20 protein-coding genes are annotated in these 21,664 nt (G+C 65.2%); 8 read left to right on the top strand and 12 right to left on the bottom strand.

The annotated features are described in order from the left end of the window. The 4 genes from RIL96_RS12480 to RIL96_RS12465 form a co-directional block, all read right to left on the bottom strand. Positions 1-238: hypothetical protein (locus RIL96_RS12480; RefSeq protein WP_310549352.1), on the bottom strand; the 238-nt coding region annotated here is incomplete at its 3' end. Beyond that, on the bottom strand, positions 235-2,526 hold the full coding sequence (locus RIL96_RS12475; protein WP_310549351.1) for a hypothetical protein: 2,292 nt from the start codon (positions 2,524-2,526) through the stop codon (positions 235-237). The genes RIL96_RS12480 and RIL96_RS12475, both read right to left, overlap by 4 nt. A gap of 286 nt (positions 2,527-2,812) precedes the next feature. Beyond that, a complete protein-coding gene (locus tag RIL96_RS12470) occupies positions 2,813-3,172 on the bottom strand; it encodes a hypothetical protein (RefSeq protein WP_310549350.1) in 360 nt (119 codons plus the stop codon). A gap of 297 nt (positions 3,173-3,469) precedes the next feature. Further along, entirely contained in the window at positions 3,470-4,996 is a 1,527-nt protein-coding gene (locus RIL96_RS12465; RefSeq protein WP_310549349.1) for a recombinase family protein, read from the bottom strand. 39 nt (positions 4,997-5,035) lie between these two features. Between RIL96_RS12465 and RIL96_RS12460 the strand changes: the two genes are divergently transcribed. From RIL96_RS12460 to RIL96_RS12440, 5 genes are all read left to right on the top strand, one after another. Beyond that, a complete protein-coding gene (locus RIL96_RS12460; protein ID WP_310549348.1) occupies positions 5,036-5,500 on the top strand; it encodes a magnesium chelatase subunit ChlI family protein in 465 nt (154 codons plus the stop codon). Positions 5,501-5,558: 58 nt separating this feature from the next. Then, complete coding sequence (locus RIL96_RS12455) at positions 5,559-6,971, top strand: DNA-processing protein DprA (RefSeq protein ID WP_310549347.1); 1,413 nt, start codon at positions 5,559-5,561, stop codon at positions 6,969-6,971. Positions 6,972-7,147: 176 nt separating this feature from the next. Then, positions 7,148-8,116, top strand: coding sequence for a tyrosine recombinase XerC (locus RIL96_RS12450; RefSeq protein WP_310549346.1), 969 nt, complete (start codon positions 7,148-7,150; stop codon positions 8,114-8,116). Positions 8,117-8,403: 287 nt separating this feature from the next. Continuing rightward, the gene (locus RIL96_RS12445; RefSeq protein WP_310549345.1) at positions 8,404-8,907 is read left to right on the top strand and encodes a DUF3145 domain-containing protein; all 504 of its coding nucleotides are present in this window, start codon (positions 8,404-8,406) and stop codon (positions 8,905-8,907) included. Between the two features lie 312 nt (positions 8,908-9,219). Continuing rightward, positions 9,220-9,579: a hypothetical protein gene (locus tag RIL96_RS12440; protein ID WP_310549344.1), complete on the top strand. Its 360-nt coding sequence runs from the start codon at positions 9,220-9,222 to the stop codon at positions 9,577-9,579. Positions 9,580-9,666: 87 nt separating this feature from the next. On the opposite strand, the gene fabF is transcribed toward RIL96_RS12440, so the two are convergent. The 6 genes from fabF to aceE all read right to left on the bottom strand — a co-directional run bounded on the left by fabF (position 9,667) and on the right by aceE (position 17,760). Further along, positions 9,667-10,911 carry a beta-ketoacyl-ACP synthase II gene (gene fabF, locus RIL96_RS12435; RefSeq protein WP_310549343.1) on the bottom strand — a complete coding sequence of 415 codons (1,245 nt, stop codon included), beginning with the start codon at positions 10,909-10,911 and terminating at the stop codon, positions 9,667-9,669. Between the two features lie 124 nt (positions 10,912-11,035). Further along, entirely contained in the window at positions 11,036-11,281 is a 246-nt protein-coding gene (locus RIL96_RS12430; RefSeq protein WP_310549342.1) for an acyl carrier protein, read from the bottom strand. Between the two features lie 184 nt (positions 11,282-11,465). Next, the gene (locus RIL96_RS12425; protein WP_310549341.1) at positions 11,466-12,518 is read right to left on the bottom strand and encodes a beta-ketoacyl-ACP synthase III; all 1,053 of its coding nucleotides are present in this window, start codon (positions 12,516-12,518) and stop codon (positions 11,466-11,468) included. A gap of 164 nt (positions 12,519-12,682) precedes the next feature. Next, positions 12,683-13,618, bottom strand: coding sequence for an ACP S-malonyltransferase (locus tag RIL96_RS12420; protein WP_310549340.1), 936 nt, complete (start codon positions 13,616-13,618; stop codon positions 12,683-12,685). 105 nt (positions 13,619-13,723) lie between these two features. Then, entirely contained in the window at positions 13,724-14,902 is a 1,179-nt protein-coding gene (locus RIL96_RS12415) for a PucR family transcriptional regulator (protein WP_310549339.1), read from the bottom strand. Between the two features lie 116 nt (positions 14,903-15,018). Further along, the gene (gene aceE, locus RIL96_RS12410) at positions 15,019-17,760 is read right to left on the bottom strand and encodes a pyruvate dehydrogenase (acetyl-transferring), homodimeric type (protein ID WP_310549338.1); all 2,742 of its coding nucleotides are present in this window, start codon (positions 17,758-17,760) and stop codon (positions 15,019-15,021) included. 285 nt (positions 17,761-18,045) lie between these two features. Between aceE and RIL96_RS12405 the strand changes: the two genes are divergently transcribed. The 3 genes from RIL96_RS12405 to RIL96_RS12395 are packed head-to-tail and all read left to right on the top strand — an operon-like array spanning position 18,046 to position 20,626. After that, positions 18,046-18,522, top strand: coding sequence for a DUF3052 family protein (locus RIL96_RS12405; protein WP_310549337.1), 477 nt, complete (start codon positions 18,046-18,048; stop codon positions 18,520-18,522). Positions 18,523-18,549: 27 nt separating this feature from the next. Then, on the top strand, positions 18,550-19,113 hold the full coding sequence (locus RIL96_RS12400; RefSeq protein WP_310549336.1) for a redoxin domain-containing protein: 564 nt from the start codon (positions 18,550-18,552) through the stop codon (positions 19,111-19,113). 46 nt (positions 19,114-19,159) lie between these two features. Next, complete coding sequence (locus RIL96_RS12395; protein ID WP_310549335.1) at positions 19,160-20,626, top strand: NCS2 family permease; 1,467 nt, start codon at positions 19,160-19,162, stop codon at positions 20,624-20,626. Between the two features lie 93 nt (positions 20,627-20,719). Here the strand turns inward: RIL96_RS12395 and RIL96_RS12390 are convergent, their stop codons facing one another. Together RIL96_RS12390 and RIL96_RS12385 are read right to left on the bottom strand one after the other, a co-directional pair. Beyond that, complete coding sequence (locus RIL96_RS12390) at positions 20,720-21,217, bottom strand: DedA family protein (protein ID WP_310549334.1); 498 nt, start codon at positions 21,215-21,217, stop codon at positions 20,720-20,722. A 203-nt stretch (positions 21,218-21,420) separates the two neighbouring features. Continuing rightward, positions 21,421-21,612 carry an HAD-IA family hydrolase gene (locus RIL96_RS12385; protein ID WP_310549353.1) on the bottom strand — a complete coding sequence of 64 codons (192 nt, stop codon included), beginning with the start codon at positions 21,610-21,612 and terminating at the stop codon, positions 21,421-21,423. Positions 21,613-21,664: the final 52 nt, after the last annotated feature.

The following is a 21,664-nucleotide window of genomic DNA, read 5'->3' as shown; positions in this document are numbered from 1 at the left end:
GAACAGCGGACCGAGTCCGCACCAAAATCTCGGAACTAAACCCAGGACGGTTCAGCACATTGTGGCCCACGATGAGATCAGCACGTTCGACGATCCGTGTCACTGCGGAGATGTCCGTAGTGGTCATCACCGGCCCATTGTTCACCGCGATCCCTGCCAGGCGAACAAACCCTGTCCCATAGTCCCAGAGTCGGTCAGCATCAGCGGTTTCAAGATCGAGATAGATCACGTTGCTCACTGGGAACTCCCTCCCATCTCCGCGATGGTCACACCATGCATATCCCCGGCGACCCGGGCAACAGACTTCGTGAATCCCTTGTGGTCGGTGTACTTGATGACCTCACCAGAGCCCACGCCGGCCGCCGGACGGAGCACATCATCAGGTGCATCGTCGTCCTCATCCAAGGCGCCCAAACGTTCGACCCGGAATGCGTTGCGCCCGCCTGTGACTTTCCCCGCGGACTTGATACGGAGATCTCCGAACCATCTTGGGTTCTGTCCGTAGAACGTCGAGAGATTCTTCGGAGTCAGATCGCTAAAGTCGTGGTTGTACGGGGCTGGCGAATCCTCACCTTCGGCACGAGCCTTGGCCAGCACATCCGACGCAGAGAACTTCTTTGCCCCGAAGTGGTGTGCCAGCCATTCGACATGCTCCCGGTTCTCCACGGCCTCGTTGTCTGCAGACTCACGGACCTCCATGACGTTGCCCAGGAAATCCTCGAAGCCTCCCAGGTGAAGGATTCCCCCAATGACGCGTTGCCATTCACCGAAGCTGGCGAACCCGAACGGCTTCGGTGCCGCAGGCTCTCCGCGGTCATACCAAGCGCGGACCAGAACCAGTAGTGCCCGCAGTATTTCGGCCCTGTGCTTCGAAACCCAGGTGCGGAGGTCGTACTTGAAATTGTTCCGGTTCTCCAAGTCACTGCGGTCAGAATTCAACCTGATCGCGAGCACTCGTCGGGCTAAGTCAGCTGGGGTCTGGACGTTATTTCCCAAGCCGAAGACCGTGGCGTGGTTAGGCAGTCGCAGCGCCTCAGATTCGCCGAGTTTCCTGCCGCCATAGACCTCGGAGGTGACGAAGGCATTGATGGAAGGGGCCACCAGACGGTTGCGGCCCTGCTTGTCCTGAACCTCGTCCAACACGACAGTGGACTCACCTTCCAAAAGCAAGGCAGTCAAGCGCTTGTCCATCTCTGCATCAGAGGTCGAAGCGGTTGTGACCGTCGGCTCTGCCCCGAGGGTGACTCGATGCACGAAGTCGACAGCCTCGCCTTTGCCCACGCCAGGCTGAATTCCATTGAGCAGAAACAACGGGGAGCAGCCCACAGCAGGCTTGAGAAGGATCGTCAGCATCGAGGCAACTAGGTGGGTCTGGTCAGCCGTGGACTGAAAGGGAAACCCGTCGTACCCGTCTTCGCCGTCCATTGCCACCAGGTCAAGGATCAGAAGGCGAGCCTCCGCAATGTCGACATCACTGGGATGTTCGGGCACCTCGATCCCTACAACATCCTCTGTCAGATCCAGCATCAGCCCGGTCTGCTCGTCGTAGCCGTTAGTGGTCACCACAGTTCCATCCCGACGCACGACAGGGGAGCGTGTAATGCCAGTCAGAGTGGGGAACTCGCGACAACGATTACTGACAACACCAAGCAGTGCTGAGGGAAAAAGCACACACTTGACGCCGTCCTTATCAGAGATCTTGATGGGGTTGAAGTTCTGCAGCAGCTCGTCCTGTAGCACCCCACGTTTCATCTCCTCGGCCCGCAGCTCACCGGACCCGCTGCGACGCACCAAGACCAGGCGATCGCCGCGTTCGAAGACAGTCTCACCTCCCCGCTGCTCTCGCAGAACGGAGACCAGACGGACCACCACTTCCAGTTGATCCTCCTCGATGTCGATGACCTGACGGTCGCCAGACTCCTTCTTCACCCGGGCCAGCTCCTCTTGGCGCCGAAGGTCCGCCCGCATCCGATTGAGTTCGGGTTTGGAGAGATTCGCCGGAGTCGTAGCTGCGTTGCTGACCCAGTTCCTCAGTGAGGCAGCGCGCTTGTCATCGGAGGCCAGCCGGGCGAGGGCATCGTCGATCCCGTCCTTCTCCTGTACCCCTGGGACCCTCAGGTATCGGACACTCTTGGCTCCGAAGGATCGGCACGCCTCGCCCAGCTCCTGCGCCCCGTCGTAAACCCGCACATTGGTCTTGGCATCAGCATCGGGGACCACCACGACCTTCTTGCCATCGACTACAGACAGATGCTCGGTAGGATCTCCGTTATTCATCCAGGAATGGATGCCGGCGATACCGTAGATACTCCAGTCTTCCGGAGAGTGGGTCAGCACCGAGAGCCCCTGCTTGGTGCCTTCGACGATCAGCACGACGTCTGAGTTAGCCTGCCGAAGAACCGGCAGCTTGATGGGGTTGTTCTGCTTGGTCGGCCCGATGTACTTCGGCTGCTGACCCTCCTCGTTCGTGACCGAGCCCGGTTGGGGTTTGAGCTGCCAGGTCTTGGACCCATCCGGATGCTCCATGGGGTACACCAGGGCAGGCAGGACCTTGTTCCCGTGATTGTCGACCAAATAGCGGGCGTCTTCGGGGAGCTCATCCCGAGATTGTGCTGAGTAAACACCCCGGTCCCGGGCAACGTCAGGTGAGATCGCCGAATCGGCGAGTTCTTGTGCATGCCCAGCAGTTAGGTTCACATAGTGAGACTTCAGTCCGGGTCCGCTGGTAATATTGGGAGTAGCTTCCGTGGCCCTGGAAGTTCCATCATTGGGATTGGCCCCTCGGTTTCCTGCCGGGGGGCTTTTCGGTTTTTCAGTCACTAGCCCCGCCCTCCTTCCGAGGGCTCAGCAGCGTCGCCAGCTCAGCCCGTTTTGCTTCGGAGAGTGGGGGAGTTGCCGCCAGGGCGCGGTCGATATGGCGCCTGACGGCCGCGTACGGGTCATCAAGCCCACGCTTAGCCGCAGCCTTCTTCTCTGGCAGAGCTTCTAGTGCCGAGCGGGTGGTTTTCCACTCGCCGTCGCGGAACTCAGCATCGAGTAAATCTCGATCAATGTCCCGGCGCAGGGTCTTCCAAGACCCAAACAGATACCTGCCATCGGGGGTGCGATAGGAGGCAGCCTGAGACAGGCTGAGCTCCTCAGGGATGGTGGGAGAAAGAGCAGTCGCGCTCACGGTGATCTCCTGAAGGTCACAGGTTTCCCTGCGATCCCTCCGGGGTGGGCTTCACCCGGATTCGGTGCTCAGGGCGCGACACCTGAGCACTACACTCACCGCTTCCCGGGCGGAGCTGCCGCTCCACGCATCCGGGAGATCAGCCTAGCCAGCAGCTGATCCAGCTCAAGATCTTGTCACCCAGCGGAGCCCGTGCAAGGGGCGGCGCCGCCGGGAGGAAACGCTGTCTGCAATCTCCTGCTCACAATTCTACTACCCGCCGTCCACCCAGGTCCAGAGTCCATGGCAATCCAGACGTTAGTTCGTCGCCCGTGCATCCCTTGGTGGATTCAATCGCTGATCACCCCACCATAATTCGACAGTATCGGGGTTGAAGGCCGGGACGGCCCCCGGCTGATAGCGCGCCTTCCGCCCAAGCTGGCCGATCTTCACCTTGAAGCCTGCGTCCTGTAACACTCGGATCACCTGACGACGTTTGTGCAAGTCGGCTTGCTCCCAGGCCTGGTCTACGCCAGGGCCTGCGAACTCCTGAAACTCGGCAGAGGGCATAGCTAGTCGAAGTTCTTTTTCGGCCTGGCTCAGCTGAGGCTGCAGGGCCGCGTTGGCCCGGTCGTACTGCTCAACGGTGATTTTGCCTTCGATCCAGCGGTCCGTATTGAGGGCGAGCTTGGCCTTGATGGAAGCGATGCGTTCCTGGGTGTTCTCAACAAGCTCCATGTCACCGCCGAAGATCTCAACGCCTTCGCGTCGTAATAGACCGAGAACATACTCGGTCACCATGTGGTCGATCATCTCCCGGTTCTGGCTGGCCTTCTGGCACCCAGGGGGGTGGCAACGATACTTGCCCGGCCGATGGGTCACAGAAGTCTTTACTGTCCCATCTGCGAGGGTGTAATCCACTTTGTGCTCGCGGGAGGCGTTGCTATGCATAGGGCTATTGCACAGCGCGCACACGACGAGGCCGGATAGCAGGTGCTTCACTGAGGTGCCGCGGTTGGTCACTCGTGAGGGGTCCGTCAGCAAGGCGACCAAACGCTCGTGCTTATCCCTGTCAAAAATCTTCGGCCAGTCACCCTCGCGCAGTTCGATTCCGTTGTGGACCTTAATGCCGGCGTTGGAGGGGCGCATCAACAGTTTTCGCACGTTCTGGGAGCGCCACTTCGCGCCGCGAGCAGTGCGGATCTGGACTTCTTCATTGAGATACTGGACTATCGAATAGAGTGTCGCACCGGATAGGACCTTGTCTGCGATTTCTTTGACCAGTCCGGCTTCGTGCTCGTTGATGACCAGATCCTTACCCTTGGTGCCATCTTCGTTGACTGACCAGTCCCAGCCGAAGGGTCGAGGACCCACATGGCGACCGTCCTCAGCCAGTTGCTGAAGCTTAGCTTTGAGGCGCAGGGATTGCTTCTCAGCTTCCAGCTTGGCGAACATGCCCTGATTGCGGGCCATCGCCCGCCCATCAGGAGTGGCGAGGTTGATATCCGTAGTCACCGAAGCCAACTCCAGCTTGTGTTCGTCGGCCCAGTCGATTACGTCTTCCAGCTCCCTGGGAGAGCGGGTCAGGCGATCCACTGCATAGACGACGATGCCCTGGACCAAGCCATCCGTGATGTCCCTGACCATGCGCTCATATGCAGGCCGACTGTCGGACCTGGTCGCGGAGACGTCGTTGTCCCGATAGGCGTCATAGAGGTCCCACCCCCTTCGCTCCAACAGTTCGCGGCAGAGCTTCTCCTGACGCTTCACCCCTAGGCCCATTTGCTCTGAGTCCTTCGAAATTCTGACGTAGATGGCGGCATGGATGGGCTTGGAATCTGGCATAGACATAGTTTACCCACCTAGTGCAACAAACCCTGCGGGATGTCCTCAGGCTCCGGGACTGCGTGTACCTGCACGTCAGCGCAACGCCGTGGGTATACGGCGAAGCTCTCCGGGCCGCTGCTGGACCGTATCGACATCCAGGTCCAGGTGGAACGACCACGGTCCGCGACGATGGCCCTGGACCCGGACGGTGAGGATTCGCAGACCGTGCTTCACCGGGTCCGGCAAGCACGGCAGCGCCAGGGCGAACGACTCTCGCCGTGGGGGATCGCGACGAATGCGCGGGCTCCCATGAGCCTGCTGACCTCTGCGCTGCGGCTGCCAGGACATACCACGGCCCCGCTCGATGCCTGCCTGGACAGAGCGGCGTTGTCGCTGCGCGGATACGCGCGGACTCTGCGGTTGGCGTGGACGTTAGCAGACCTCAGTGCGCGTCAGGCCCCAGAATCCGATGACTTGGACGCCGCCATGCAACTTCGCCAGACCGCAGAGGACAGGAGCTGAGCCCATGACCACAGAGCTTCCGCTGACCACAGAGTTTTCGATGACCACACAGCGTCCCATGAGGACTGATGCACCCACGACTGCGGGCAAGACCCCAGCCGCAGAGCTCAGCAGTCTGCGGATCGCCCGTGCCGCGCTGAGTCGACTCATCGAACCCGGTGACGTCCTCGCCGGGGCGCTGTTGGCCGAACTCGGTCCGATCCAGAGCATGGAACTCATCCATTCGGAGCGTTCCCCTGCACCTGGTCTGCGTACTCAGGTGGCGTTGCGGGCTGAAGCCGGCGGGCTCGGACCGCGTCAACGTGACCTCGACGCTGGCCTGGCGCGCTGGAGGACCCGGCGGTCACAGGCCGACGGGGCCCGGGACCTCCGTGCCGCCCAGCGTGGTTCTGGTGGACTGCTCATTCCGGAGGACAGCCTCTGGCCTGAGCCCTTGGATGATCTGGGGCTCGCCGCACCGACGGCACTCTGGTACCGCACCGCCGGGGACATCGGCCGCAGGCTTCCCGCGTCCCGGCACTGTGCCGCCCTCGTGGGTTCGCGTGAAGCCACCGACTACGGCCGCCGCGTCAGCGCCGAGATGACCGAGGACCTGGTCCGCCACCACGTCTGTGTGATCTCCGGCGGGGCCTACGGGATCGACGCCTCCGTCCATCGCGCAGCCCTACGGATGCGACGGGCCCAGGCTGAGGACCATCCGACGGCACCAACGCTGACGGCACCGACGCTGGCTGTGCTGGCCGGTGGACTGGATCGGTGGTATCCGGCAGGCAATGCGGAACTGCTCGGTGGGGTGATGGAACATGGTGTGCTGCTGAGCGAACTGCCGCCGGGCAGCGCTCCGACCAAGCACCGCTTCCTGCAGCGCAACCGACTTATCGCCGCGCTCTCCGCTACCACGGTGATCATCGAAGCCCGCTGGCGCAGTGGAGCGCAGAACACCGCCGCCCATGCCCTCGGTATGGACCGACCGGTTGGCGCAGTGCCCGGAAGCGTCTACTCTGCCTCCTCAGCCGGCTGTCATCGGTTGCTGCGGGGCACTCTCACCCAGGTGGTCACTGACGCTGCAGACGTCGCCGAACTCATGGCGCACAGCCCGCTGGCGGGGCGGGAAGCACGGGACTCTGCACGAGCAGACCGAGAGGGAACGCCATCTACCTCAGTGGCCCCGGATGCCGCCCTCCCCGTCCTGCTGAGCACAGAAGACCTCGCCGCCGGCCGCAGCGGTGAGGCTTCCGCCGCGGCGCGTCAGGCGGTGGCGGGAGCCGAGCACCGGCCCGAGGACAGACTCTCCGAAACGGACAGGGTCCTGGCCGACGCGCTTCCCGTCCGGGCGCGTGCCACGGCCGGGAAACTCTCCGAAGTCGCTGGGCTGCCGCTTCCCCAGGTGCTCAGTGGACTGACCCGGCTCGAACGGGGCGGACACGCCGAGCAGCTCGAGGGCCGCTGGCGTAAGGTGCGGAAGGCCTGAGGAACCCACTTCGTCACCACCACCGGTCGCGGGGTGGATCGCCGGCGGGCCGCTGAGCACTCGCTAGACTCTGGGCTATGAGTGCCGCTGAGACCGCTGCTGGGCATACCAGCGCTGAGCAGAGGAACGCGGGGGAAAGGGCCGCAGGGCAGAGCCGCCCAGACGGGAGCATCCCCATGTCCAACCCCACGCAGCACAGCGCATATGAGGACCCGCTGCTGGAAGAGTTCGTCGCCCATCTGGTGCACGAGCGTGGCCTCTCGGATCACACTGTCCGGGCCTACCGCACGGACCTGGCACAGCTCGTCGAACTCGTCGGCGATCTCGACAACGTCGACCTAGCTGCGCTGCGCACATGGTTGGCGCAGCTGCATGCGGCAGGTACCGCGCGGGCCACACTGAACCGCAAGACCGCCACGGCCCGAGCCTTCACCGCCTGGGCCCACCGCACCGGCCACCTTGACGAAGACCCTGGGGTACGGCTGCGGACAGCACCGCGCGGCACCTCCCTGCCGGATGTGCTGCAGCACCAGCATGTCGAAGAGCTTCTGGACCTGCTGCGCCAGCGCCTCGACGAGGCTGAGCACCGAGAATCTGAGGCCCCGGAGAAGGCGCAACCCGCTGCGGCACGCCAGAGCGCCGGAGCGCGACGAGACCTCGCCGTCGCCGAACTGCTCTACGCCACCGGAGTGCGGGTCTCTGAACTCGTCGGGCTCGATCTCGAGTCCCTCGAACCTTCCCGACGGATGCTGCGTATTCTCGGCAAAGGCAATAAAGAACGGATGGTGCCCTACGGTGTGCCCGCCCACCGAGCACTGGAGGACTGGTTAGAGCGAGGTCGACCGGTGCTGCTCGGCTCAGTCCCTACCCGGGCGGTCTTCCTCGGGCAGCGTGGCGGGCGCATCGACCCCCGTACCGTACGCGGCATGATCGATGGCGCCCTGGAATCCCTCGGGACCGCATCAGCCCGCGGGCCCCATGCTTTGCGGCACTCCGCGGCCACCCATCTGCTGGACGGAGGCGCCGACCTCAGGAGTGTCCAGGAACTGCTCGGACACGCCTCCCTCTCCACCACCCAGCTCTACACCCACGTCTCCGTCCAGGGGCTGCGTGAAGCCTACGGTCAGGCCCACCCGCGTGCCTGACTCGGTCGGAAACCACCTGCCCAGCTGTCCAAGGGCACCCCGGCGGCGCTACGGCTGTGAGGATAAGGTGTCAGAACGGCCCTGAGCCTGTTAAGCTTGGCCCCGGTGCTTCTCCGCCGGCCGGGGGCTGATCAGGAGCTTCATAGCTCTGGCATCCGTCACCGTTGGCAAACGGCACCGAGCTCGGGCACAATGAGTGCGCGAAGAACTTTATAGCAGTCCATCATTCCTTCAGATGCTGGCAGGACGTAGGGGAAGACGTACCGACAGCACGATGGAGGATGGATATGTCTGAGCACATGGCCCGGGGTGTCTTGCACATCCACTCGGCGCCAGCTGCCCTCTGCCCGCACGTCGAATGGGCAGTGGGTTCTGTCGTCGACTCTCGCATCGATATCCGATGGGAGCCCCAGGCGGCATCGCCCGGTACCTTCCGCGCCGAACTGACCTGGCGCGGTCGGCAGGGTGTCGGTGCCACTCTGGCCTCAACTCTGCGCGGGCTCTCGCATCTTCGCTTCGAAATCACCGAGGACCCCTCACCCGGCTGCGACGGCAGCCGCTGGTCCCACACCCCCGAGCTGGGCATCTTTCACGCCACCACTGACTCCCACGGCAACATCATGATCTCCGAGGACCGCATCCGCTACGCCTACGAGATGGGTGCCGGTGACCCCTCGGTCGTCTACCAAGAACTCTCCCTGGCTTTGGGCGAAGCCTGGGACGATGAGCTCGAGCCCTTCCGTCATGCCGCCGAAGGCGCACCGGTGCGCTGGCTGCACCAGGTGGGCTGACGCCGGCTACGCCTGCACCGGGTCGACGGGTTCCTCCATCCCCGTCCGACCGGCGCACTGAAGACCTGCCGCCACTCGCTTCCCGCTCCGCGGCACCGCTTCCCATCAGCGCCATGATCGGCCCCGATGACTTCCTTTCCAGGACAGTCACCGGGGCCGAGCGTGGTTCACCGGGGACTGCCACGGGTACCGCAGACTCGCCGCCGAGCGGGGGCAGCCGTCGCCGAAGATGAACCCAGGTCAGGTGAGCGTCTAGGATAGTGCGGCAGCCCGAAACAGCACCCGTCATCGCACACTCCCAAGGAGCGCCGAGTGGATTACCTCATCGACCTTCTGAAAATCCTGCACTTCATCGGACTCGCCTTCGTCCTCGGCGGAGCGATCATCCAGGGCCGACCGAAGCCCCCACGCGAGCGGCGCGCGTTGAACAAGGGCGTCCTGCACGGCACCTACCTGATGCTCATCTCCGGGGTGCTGCTGGTCGGCATCTACGAGACCTACGCAGACTCCCCGGAGCTGAACCACATCAAGATCGGAGTCAAGACCCTCGTCCTCGTGGCGATCTGGGCCATCGCGTTCTTCCACCGCAAGCGCGTGCCGGTCCCCGGCTGGGTGCTCGGTTCGATCGCCGGGCTCAGCGTGGTCAACATCGTGCTGGCCGTCATGTGGTGACCTGCCGCAGCGGAAAGGTACAGATCGGCCCCCGACACTTTTCATGTGTCGGGGGCCGATCTGTCTCAGCTGATGGGTGAGGGAACCTCAGACATTCCGGAAGGCCACCACGGCGTTGTGTCCGCCGAAGCCGAAGGAGTTGCACAGGGCCACCTGGTCTCCGGCGGGCAGCGACCGGGGCTCACCGGTGACCACGTCCAAGGGCATGTCAGGATCCTGGTTGTCGAGGTTGATCGTCACCGGGGCCCGACGCTCGTGCAGGGCCAGCACGGTCAGAACCGACTCCACCGCACCGGCGGCGCCGAGCAGATGCCCGGTCTGCGACTTCGTCGCCGAGACCGCGAGGTTCTCCACATGATCGCCGAAGGCCGAGAGCAGGGCCGCGTACTCGGGCTTATCACCGACCGGAGTGGAGGTGGCGTGCGCGTTGATGTGCGTGATCTCCTGCGGCGCAGCCTGCGCAGAGTCCAGCGCCTTGCGCAGAGCCCGCGCCGCGCCGGAGGCCTCTGGATCCGGTGCGGTGATGTGGTGGGCGTCGGAGGTCACTCCGGAGCCGGCCAGTTCTGCGTAGATCCGCGCACCACGGGCCTTGGCGTGTTCCTCAGTCTCGATGATCAGCGTGCCGGCGCCCTCACCCATGACGAAGCCGTCACGGTCGACGTCGTAGGGACGGGAGGCGGCGGCTGGATCGTCGTTGCGGCGTGAGAGGGCCTGCATGGAGGAGAAAGCGGCGAGGCAGAAGGGATGGATCGCCGCCTCAGCACCGCCGGCGATGACGATGTCCGCCTCCCCGGTGCTCAGCTGCCGGATCGCGATGTCCAGGGCCTCCGTACCAGAGGCGCAGGCCGAGACGGCAGTGCGGGCGGCCGCGCGTGCGCCGAACTCCAGGCTGATCGCGCCGGCGGCCCCATTGGGCATGAGCATCGGCACAGTCATCGGCATCACTCGGCGTGGGCCACGCTCGCGCAGGGTGTCCCAGCCGTCGAGCAGGGTCCAGACGCCGCCGACACCGGTGCCGTAGGCCACCGCCAGGCGGTCGTGATCGATCTCCGCCTCATCGAGGCCGGCGTCCTTCCAGGCTTCGCGGCTGGCGACCATGCCGAACTGTGTGGAGCGGTCCATCCGCCGGATCTCCGGGCGGGCGAGCACCTCAGCGGGCTCCACGGCCACTGAGGCGGCGAAGGAAACGGGCAACGAGTACTGCTCGGCCCAGTCGTTCTCCAGGGTCGCAGCACCCGAGGTGCCGGCGAGCGCGTTCTTCCAGAGGGTCGGCACGTCGCCGCCGATCGGAGTGGTGGCTCCCAGGCCGGTGATGACGAGACGGCGTGTCATGGGTCTACCTTCATGGTGAGGGGACGGTGGGTGGTCTGTGACGCGGCCACAGTGGGCGACGCGAGCCGACTCGGTGAAGTGGCTGTCGACGTCGCCCACTGTGCGGACACTGAGGCCGTGGGCCTCAGCCCTGAGCGTTGGCGATGAAGTCGACGGCGTCGCCGACGGTCGAGAGGTTCTTGACCTCTTCGTCGGGGATCTTCACGTCGAACTTCTCCTCGGCGTTGACCACGATGGTCATCATGGAGATCGAGTCGATGTCGAGGTCCTCAGTGAAGGACTTCTCCAGCTGGACCTCTTCGGTCTCCAGACCGGTCTCCTCGTTGACGATCTCGGCCAGTCCGGCGAGGATCTCGTTCTTATCAGCCATGGGTCGTTTCCTTTCTCTTACATTCACTTCGGGGTTCTTCGCCTCAGGTGTCCCCTGACGCTTCTCGTCCGCCCGTCACCGGGCGGGACGTCTCATATTCAGTTCCGCTCATATTCAGTTCCACGGCGTGCGCAGCCGCCGAGGTGACCGGCTGCCTCCGGGGCAGCTGAGCCCGGCCGCCCGGTCACGGCAGGCGCACCACCTGGGCGCCGTAGACCAGCCCGGCACCGAATCCGATCTGCAGGGAGAGCCCGCCGGAGAGCTCAGGGTGTTCCTTCAGCAGCCGGTGGGTGGCCAGCGGAATCGAGGCGGCCGAGGAGTTGCCGGCGTCGGCGATGTCGCGGCCGATCTTCACGTGCTCGGGCAGGCCCAGCTGTTTGGCCAGCTCATCGATGATCCGCATATTCGCCTGGTGCGGCACGAAGGCGACGAGGTCTTCCGCGGAGATCCCGGCCTCGTCAAGCGTGCGCTGGGCGACCTTCGCCATCTCCCAGACCGCCCAGCGGAAGACGGTCTGGCCGTCCTGGCGCAGCGTCGGCCACAGGGTCTTCTCCGTCTCGGTCAGTGCGGCGGCATCTCCGGTGCGGCGGACCTCGGCGACGGCGTCACGCAGCGGCAGCAGGGAGGCGTTCATCGAGACCGCCCCCCATTTCTCGCCGTCGGAGCCGGTGATGCTGGCAGAGATGCCCGGTTCATCAGCCGGTCCGACGACGGCGGCACCGGCGCCGTCACCGAGCAGGAAGGAGATGGAGCGTTCGTGGTTGTCGATGAAGTCGGAGAGCTTCTCCACTCCGACGACGAGCACATGGCGGGCCAGCCCCGAGCGGACCATCGCATCGGCCTGGGCGATCCCGTAGCAGTAGCCGGCGCAGGCGGCGGAGATGTCGAAGGCGGCCGCCGGGGTGGCGCCGAGGCGGTGCGCGAGATCAGCCGCGGCCGAGGGCGTGGCATAGGGGTGGGTGACGGTGGAGACCAGGACGGCGTCGAGGTCGCTGCCCTGCAGCCCGGCGGCCTCGAGGGCCTCGGTGGCGGCCTCCGTAGACAGGTCCACTACGGAGACATCCTCCCCGGCACGGTGCCGGGTCTGGATGCCGGTGCGCTGGCGGATCCATTCGTCGGAGGAGTCGATCCACTGGCAGATCTGCTCGTTGTCGACGATCTGCTCACCGCGGGCGGCGCCCAACCCCAGCAGGCGCGAGGCGGCGACGGGTGTGGGCTGGTTCAGGGTGGCGGTCACGGTCTTCGTCCTTGTCTCTGGGGCAGTGTCTCTACGGCGGTGGCTGGGAGGTGCTGTCACCGGTGTGCTGTGATCCGGTCCGGGCATCGAGTGCAGGTGATCGGGTGACAGGTGATCGAGTGCAGGTCCGTCCGGCGTGGGCCGGTCGGGCAGGCCACCTGCGGCTAGGTGTGGGCGGCGATGAACTCCTGTGCGGCATCGAGGTCCTCCGGGCTCTTGACTGCCAGCGAGGCGGTGCCCTTCAGGCCGCGCTTGGCCAAACCGGTCAGCGTGCCGCCGGGCAGCAGTTCCAGGACGCCGGTGACGCCGAGCGCACGCATTGTCTCCATGCACAGATCCCAGCGAACCGGGCGGGTCACCTGGCCGATGAGCCGGTCCAAGACCTCAACACCGTTCGTGACTGCCGTGCCGTCGCGGTTGGAGAGCAACCGCAGTGCCGGATCGCCGGGGGAGAAGGAGCTCGACTCCGCGGCCAATGCGTCCTGGGCGGAGGCCATGTGGGCGGTGTGGAACGCGCCCGCGACCTTCAACGGGACGACCTTGGCGCGGGCGGGGGGCTCCTCAGTGAGTGCATTGATCTGCTCGACAGTGCCGGCGGCCACGATCTGCCCCGGCCCGTTCAGGTTCGCCGCAGAGGCTCCGGTGGCGGAGATGCGTGCCAGGACGTCGTCGTCGACACCGCCGAGCACTGCGGCCATAGCCGTCGGCGTCGACGCAGCCGCCTCGGCCATCCCGGTGGCGCGGATGCGGATCAGACGCAGCGCCTCCTGCTCGCTCAGCGCACCAGCCAGCGCCGCAGCCGGCACCTCGCCCACAGAATGCCCGGCGAGGAGGACGTTGTCCGCAGCGGCCTCGCCGGGAACGCCGGGACGAAGCCCCAGCCCATGGGCTGAGAGCAGTGAGGCGGCGACGATCAGCGGCTGGGCCACCGAAGTGTCCCGGATCGTCTCCTCATCGGACTCGCTGCCGTGACGCACCAGATCGATCTGCGCGGCCTCCGAATAGGCCTCGAGGCGTTCACGGGCGGCGGAGTCCTCAAGCCACGGAGCGAGGAAACCGGGGGTCTGAGAGCCCTGTCCTGGGCAGACGATCGCTAGCACACTACCAACTTTCCATACCGGCTCCGCTGTCGGCGGGACATCTGCGCACCAACCTGATCGGGGTCGATTGTAGGAACCCTACAAAAGAGCGTTCCGCAGGAGAGTCTACAGGCGTCCGACAGCCAACGCGGTCTGCAGCACGTACGCATCCCGTGGAATCACCGGATCCCATCCGGTGAGATCACAGACCCGGCGCAACCGGTAGCGCACCGTATTGGGATGGACGAAGAGCTCCCGTGCGGTGGCCTCCAGCGAGTGTCCATCCTCCACATAAGCGCCCACAGTCTCCAGCAGGGCATTGCCCGCGGCCTCCAGGGGATCGTAGATGCCCCGGCGCAGCGCCTGACGGGCGGCATCATCGCCGGCCAGGGCACGCTCCGGCAGCAGGTCCTCGGCCGGGGTGGGATGAGGGGCCCGGCGCCAGGCCGGGGCGGCGGAGAACCCAGAGTAGGCGGCCTGGGCGCACGGCGGGGCCTCATTGATCGCACCGTCGGTGCGGGCGTAAACGACGAAACCATCACCGAACCGCGGCATCACCCGGTGCAGGCCCTCCTCGAGATCAGTCACACCGCCCAGCAGCAGCACCAGACGGTCTCCCTGGACCCCGACGACGGCGTCGGCGGCGAACCGCACGCAGTGCCGGCGCAGCTCGGAGATGAACACCGCATCCGCCTGTTCAGGGGCGCGTCCGACGACGACCACCACCCCGGCCGTCGAGCGCCAGCCCACCGCTGAGGCCCGGGAGTCGATCTGCTCCTTGGACTCTCCGCGCAGCACCGCATCGACCAACAGCGCCTCCAGGCGAGAATCCCAGGCACCCCGGGATTCTGCGGCGCGGGCATAGACATCGGCGATGCCGAAGGCCACCTCGCGGGAATACCGCAGGATTGCCTCCAGCATGGGGCGCCGGTCCTCGACGGCCAGCATCCCGGGAAGACGCCGCTCGACCTCCTCGACGATGGAACGGATCAGCTGCAGCGCCCGCTGCAGCGAGATGCTGCGCATCAGATCCGTCGGTGCGGAGCCCAGCAGGTCATGGACCAGCGGCATATGGCGGGCCTCAGGGTTCTCCAGCCAGTTCAGCAGTCCCTGGATCCCGCGCTGGGAGATCAGCCGCAGTGAGGCACGCTCATCGGTGGTCAGCTGCAGGTACCAGGGCAGGGCCACCTCGAGGTGCTGATTCACCGCGGTGGTCAGGGACCCGATATGAGCGCGCAGACGCTCCAGCGCGTCATCGGAGAGCGTCTGAGTGAGATCCTCGTCGGCAGCGGCATCTGCGGTCATGGGAAGGAGCCTAGACCGACTATGCCGTGACGGGCCAGTTGTACGCTTCCCACAAAGCGACGGCGCCGCCTGCGGTGAGGTGTCCCGCAGGCGGCGCCGTCGTCGTGTGTGGTGCGTCAGGCGTCTCCGCCGACCTCCCCGGAGGTCCCGGCATTCGGATTGGCGAGATCGTACTTCTCGAAGGCCTTCTGAGGAGCCTCCACATCCACGGCCCCCTCATCAGCGAGCATCTGCAGAGTCCGGACCACCACAGAATGGGCATCGATCCGGAAATGCCGACGTGCCGCCGCGCGGGTGTCGGAGAAGCCGAAGTCATCGGCACCGAGTGTGGCGAAGGCGTTGGGCACGAACTGTCGGATCTGATCCGGCACCTGAGTCATGAAGTCAGTGGTCGCCACCACCGGACCCTCGGCGCCTTCGAGCTGCCGGGTCACGAACGGCGTCTCATGACCCATCTGCGGCTGCAGCCGGGAGGACTCCGAGACCCGCAGCGCTTCACGGCGCAGCTCCGACCACGATGTCACCGACCACACATCAGCGCTGACGCCCCAGTCATCGGCCAGGATCTGCTGGGCCTCGACGATCCACGGCACCGCCACACCGGAGGCCAACAGCTGAGCCTTCGGCCCCTCGACCTCGGAGGTGGACAGCTTATAGATGCCGCGCTTGAGACCCTCGACGTCCAAGTCCTCCGGCTCACCGGGGTGCTGGATCGGCTCGTTGTACACCGTCAGGTAGTACATGACGTTGTGGTCGCCGTCATGATCGCCGTACATCTCGTGGAGCCCCTGCTCGACGATGTGGGCGATCTCGTAGCCGTAGGCCGGATCGAAGTGCTTGACCGCCGGGTTGGTCGACGCCAGCACCGGCGAGTGGCCGTCCATATGCTGCAGACCCTCACCGGTCAGAGTGGTGCGGCCGGCGGTCGCGCCGACGATGAACCCGCGGGTGAGCTGGTCAGCCGCCGCCCAGAAGGAATCGCCGGTGCGCTGGAACCCGAACATCGAGTAGAACACGTAGAACGGGATCATCGGCTCGCCGTGGGTGGCGTAGGAGGTGCCCACCGCGGTGAAGGCGGCAGTGGAGCCGGCCTCGTTGATCCCCGGGTGCAGCAGCTGGCCCTGAGCCGACTCCTTATAGGAGAGCATCAGCTCACGGTCCACCGCCAGATAGTTCTGCCCCTTGGGGTTGTAGATCTTCGCAGTGGGGAAGAACGAGTCCATTCCGAAGGTCCGGGCCTCATCCGGCACGATCGGCACCACCCGGTTGCCGATGCCCTTATCGCGCATCAGGTCCTTCAGCAGGCGCACGAAGGCCATCGTGGTGGCGGCCTTCTGCTTGCCCGAACCCTTCTTCGAAGCGGCGTATGCCTTCTCGCCGGGCAGTCCGAGCGAGTTCTTCGGCACCCGGCGCTGCGGCACCGGCCCGCCCAGTGCCGAGGTCCGCTCGCGCATGTACTTGACCTCGTCGGCGTCTTCACCCGGGTGGTAGTAGGGCACGCGGTAGGGATCGGCCTCCAGCTCCTCGTCGCTGAGCGGGATGCGCAGGGTGTCGCGGAACCGCTTGAGATCATCGACGGTGAGCTTCTTCATCTGGTGCGTGGCATTGCGGCCCTCGAAGCTCGGGCCCAGCCCGTAGCCCTTGACCGTCTGGGCCAGGATGACAGTGGGCCGACCCTTGGTCTCGACCGCCTCCTTATAGGCGGCGTAGACCTTCTGGTAGTCGTGGCCACCGCGCTTGAGGTTCCAGATGTCCTCGTCGGAGTACTCGGCCACCATCTCCTTGGTCTTCTCCGAGCGGCCGAAGAAGTGCTCGCGGACGAACCCGCCGGACTCCGCCTTATAGGTCTGGTAGTCGCCGTCGAGGGTCTCGTTCATGATCCGGACGAGCTCGCCGTCGTCGTCCTCGGCCAGCAGGGCATCCCACTCACGGCCCCAGAGCACCTTGATGACATTCCACCCGGCGCCGCGGAAGAAGGCTTCGAGCTCCTGGACGATCTTGCCGTTGCCGCGGACCGGTCCGTCGAGACGCTGCAGATTGCAGTTGATCACGAAGGTCAGGTTGTCGAGCTTCTCGTTGGCGGCCAGCTGGAGCACACCGCGGGACTCGGGCTCATCCATCTCACCGTCGCCCAGGAACGCCCAGACGTGCTGCTCGGAGGTGTCCTTGATGCCGCGGTTGTGCAGGTACCGGTTGAACTGCGCCTGGTAGATGGCGTTCATCGGGCCGATGCCCATCGAGACCGTGGGGAACTGCCAGAACTCCGGCATCAGACGCGGGTGCGGGTAGGAGCTCAGCCCGTGGGGCGCAGCGGAGACCTCCTGGCGGAAGCCGTCGAGGTCTTTCTCCTCGAGGCGGCCCTCCAGATAGGCGCGCGCATAGTTCCCGGGGGAGGAGTGGCCCTGGAAGAAGATCTGGTCACCGCCGCCGGAGTGGTCCGGACCGCGGAAGAAGTGGTTCTGCCCGACTTCGTAGAGGGTGGAGACTCCCGCGTAGGACGAGATGTGCCCGCCGACGCCGATGTCCTCCTGCTGGGCGCGGTGGACCATCACCGCGGCGTTCCACCGCAGGATCCTGCGGTAGCGGCGCTCCATCTCCTCATCACCGGGGAACTCCGCCTCCTGATCCTTGGGGATCGTATTGACGTAGTCGGTGGTGGTGACCATCGGCACGCCCACCGACTTTGCGCCGGCGCGCTGTAGCAGGCTGCGGATGATGTACTCCGCGCGGGCTGTGCCGTGGACGTCGACCAGCTGGTCGAAGGCCTCCAGCCACTCGCTGGTCTCTTCCGGATCGCGATCGGGGAGCTGGTTGGTCAGACCGCTGCGGATGTGCGAGTTTTCTTCACCGGCGCTCACGGGAACCTCTTTCGGGGTCGGAGGGCGGGTGCCGGAACGTCCAGGACTCACGTGAGAGGACCTGCGGTACTCGGGCACCCTTCGCTGGCGGCCATCGGGCCCGGTGGGGCATGGATGACCGATCGCCCCCACTCTACCGCGTGGGCTGAGATGGTGGTGTCGGACTTCCCAGGCATGGTCGCCGCCCAGTAACGTGGCCGCAGAAGGGGCAGTCAGTGCGCCTGCCCGGCAACCGATGTGCCCCGCGAGTGTGGGGACGAATCGCATGACGAGAGGACAGCACAGGTGAGTCAGGCCTCAGCCGCCGAGGATCCGCTGAACGTCGAGACCGGTCCGCGAGGGGACCACGACGCCGAGACCAATGTGGTCAACACCTCAGGGTTATTGGAGGAGCTCGGCCTCACACGCGAGTCTCTGGTCCAGGAGATCGGTGCCGACGACGACGTCGATGAAGCATTCCGTCAGGCGCTGGAGGCCCAGCTGGAGGAACCTCTGCTCGATGAGGAGGAGCAGGAGGTCGTCGATGCGGTGATCCTGTGGTTCCGCGACGGCGACGATGACCTCGTCGACGCGATGATGGACTGCCTGACCACCCTCGACGAGGGCGGTGTGGTGTGGTTGTTCACTCCCCGTTCCGGTCGGGAGGGCTACGTGCCCCCGGTGGAGATCGAGGACGCGGCGACGAACGCCGGTCTGCACGTGACCTCATCGGCGGGGGCCAGCGCCGATTGGGCTGCGGCGAAGCTCATGGCGCGTAAGTGACGACGGCTTACCGGTGAGGTGCTCTCGGTGAGCGAATCCGGAGTCGAGCACGGCATCACTGCGCCGACGCTCGGTGCCAGGGCGCCTGAGTTCAGCGCACGTACGCACTACGCAGAGCAGGTGCAGCTCGAAGACCTCGCCGGGGCTCCCTCGGCTCTGGTGTTCTACCCCTTCGCCTTCTCCACGGTGTGCGGCTCTGAGCTCCGGGAACTGCAGGGCGTCGGTGAGCAGCTCTGCGCAATGGGTTCGCGGGTGCTGGCCATTAGCTGTGATGCGGTCCATACGCTGCGCGCCTACGCTGAAGACCTGCTGAGCGATTCCGATGCTGACGAGCTCGGCCTGACCCTGGTCAGCGATTTCTGGCCCCACGGGGCGATGGCCAGGTCCTACGGGTGTTTCGATCAGGTGCGTGGGGCGGCTCGACGGCTCACCGTGATACTGGACCCGCAGCTGCGTGTGCATACGGTGCAGACTGCCGGCCTGGGGGAGCAGCGTGACGTCGCGCAGCTGCTCTGCGCTCTGCGCGAGGCGGCGTCTCCGGAGGCTGGACGCGATGGGCTCATCAACGGGGTCACATCCGGCCCCAGATAGGCTCGACGAGTCGGTCGGTGCACCACCTCCGCTAGGATCGACCTCCGTGACAACACAGGCTCAGCATGAGGAGCGGCTCGGCGCCCTCGACCGGTACTTCCACATCACCTCTCGCGGTTCGACGATCGGCCGGGAGGTCCGCGGCGGCCTCGCCACCTTCTTGGCGATGTCCTACATCATCGTGCTCAATCCGCTGATCATCGGTGCGGCGATGGACTCCACGGGCAACTACTTAGGCGGGGGCAGCGAACCGAACCTGCCCGCCGTCGCCGCCGCGACCTCCCTGGTCTCCGGGGTGCTGACCATCCTGATGGGAGTGATCGGCAAATTCCCGATGGCGGTGTCCTCGTCGTTGGGGCTCTCAGCGTTCATCACCTACGGGATCGTCGTGTTGCCGGGGATGACCTGGGCCGATGCGATGGGGCTGGTGGTCATCGAGGGGTTCATCCTGCTGATCCTGGTGCTCACCGGCTTCCGCGCGGCGATCTTCCGTGCGGTCCCTGCGCCGCTGAAGACTGCGATCAGTGTGGGGATCGGACTGTTCATCGCCCTGATCGGCATGGTCAATGCCGGTTTCATCCAGGCCGGTGGTGCCGCGCTGGAGCTCGGTGTGGGTGGGTTCCTCATTGGATGGCCGCTGGTGATCTTCCTGGTGGCGCTGTTCGTGCTCTTCGCCCTGTGGGCCGCCCGCGTCCGCGGGGCCATCCTGGTGGCGATCATCACCGCTTCTGTCCTGGCGATGACGCTGGAGGCGGTGCTGAACATCGGTGCGGAATCCGAGGAGAACCCCCACGGTTGGGGGTTGTCAGTGCCGACGCTGGATCAGGACTGGTTCGCTCTGCCGGACCTCTCGCTGATCGGGGAGTTCAACCTGCTCGGCTCCTGGCAGAACATCGGGCTGATCGCCGCCTCGCTGGCGCTGTTCACCATGCTGCTGGCCAACTTCTTCGACCTGCTGGGCACGATGGTCGCAGTGGCCAATACCGGTGATCTGAAGTCCGCCGACGGCGAGATCCACTATTCGCGGCGGATCATGGTCTCGGATGCCATCGCGTCGATGGGCGGTGGTGTAGGAGCGACTTCGGTGAATTCCGGGTTCATCGAATCCACCGTCGGTGTCGGAGACGGTGCGCGCACTGGTCTGGCCAACGTCGTGACCGGGACGCTGTTCCTGCTGACCATCGTGCTCTCCCCGCTGGCCGCGCTGATTCCTACGGAGGCCGCCTCAGCGACGCTGGTGCTCGTCGGGTTCCTGATGCTGCAGCAGATCACCCGCATCGACTGGACGGATGTGGAGATCGCGATTCCGGCGTTCATGACCATCGTGCTGATGCCGTTCTCATACTCGATCACCAACGGTATCGGGGCCGGGTTCATCACCTATGTGGTGCTGAAGATGAGCCGAGGCAAGTTCTCCGAGGTCCATCCGCTGATGTATCTGACTGCGGGTCTGTTCCTGATCTACTTCGTCTCCGGTCCGATTCAGGAGCTGCTCGGCGCGGGCACCGGCTGACTCCGCACGAACACTCCCACTCCCACCCGTTGACTCTGGAGTTGGTACCCTTTTGACGCCGTTTTTGGGCTGAAAAGGGCACCAACTCCAGAGTCAACCGGGGTGGTGGGAGTGCCCAGCCGTGTTGTCCGCCGTGCGTCGGCGGGCGTGGACCAGCAGCAGAATCGCTCCGATGATGACCAGTGTGGCAGCCACGGCGGCCCACGGGCTGAGTAAGAACAGCCGCAGCCACAGCATGATCGCCGCCAATCCGACCGTGGCGTAGATCACCGCCCACGCGAGACCGCCGACCACCAGCGCCGGGAGGTACCTCGACAGCGGCATCCGGGTCATCCCGGCTGCGGCATTGATGGCAGTCTGGAAGCCGATAGTCAGAAAGCTCAGTGCCACCACTGGCGCGCCCCAGCGGTTAACGGTGTCCATCGCCTTCAGCACCTGTGGGCGTCGCAGCAGGCGCGCGGCACGACCCCGATCGGCGAGTCGGTGGGCACCCCGGCCGAGGAGGTAGGTGCCCCCGGCGCGGAGAAAGACGATGACGAACAGCATCGCCACCCCCAGCGCGAGGGGCTGGTCGAGGATCCACTCATACATCGCCGGTCACCACCTGATGACGCTCGACGACGTGCGATGAGCACGTCCAGAACGCAGCGGCTTCGACATGGCTCTATCTTCGCACCGTCCTGACAATTCTTCGCGCCGTCCTGACAATGGCGGGTAACTGCGCACACGTGATGATCACCTCGCACTGCCCTCGGACAGCAGCTGCGCATCGTACCGCTGGTATCTCTCGATGGTCAGGCCAGGCCCCCGAGACGGCGCAGGTCTTTGCGCAGCTGTGTCGCTTCGGAGAAGCGCAGGGCGATGAAACCCAACGCGGAAGCAGCCTCGACATTGTGCGGCGTATCGTCGACGAATACGGTGCGCTGGGGCGTCAGGTGATGAACCTCTGCCATGCGCAGGAAGAGCAAAGGGTCTGGTTTGGCTATGCGGCCATTCGCGGTTGAGTGTGGAGGTGTCGTGAGTCAAGGGGCTCGCGCC

It is taken from the genome of Nesterenkonia aerolata (assembly GCF_031470965.1).
Classification (GTDB): domain Bacteria; phylum Actinomycetota; class Actinomycetes; order Actinomycetales; family Micrococcaceae; genus Nesterenkonia; species Nesterenkonia aerolata.
This window is presented reverse-complemented; position numbering and strand designations above follow the sequence as displayed.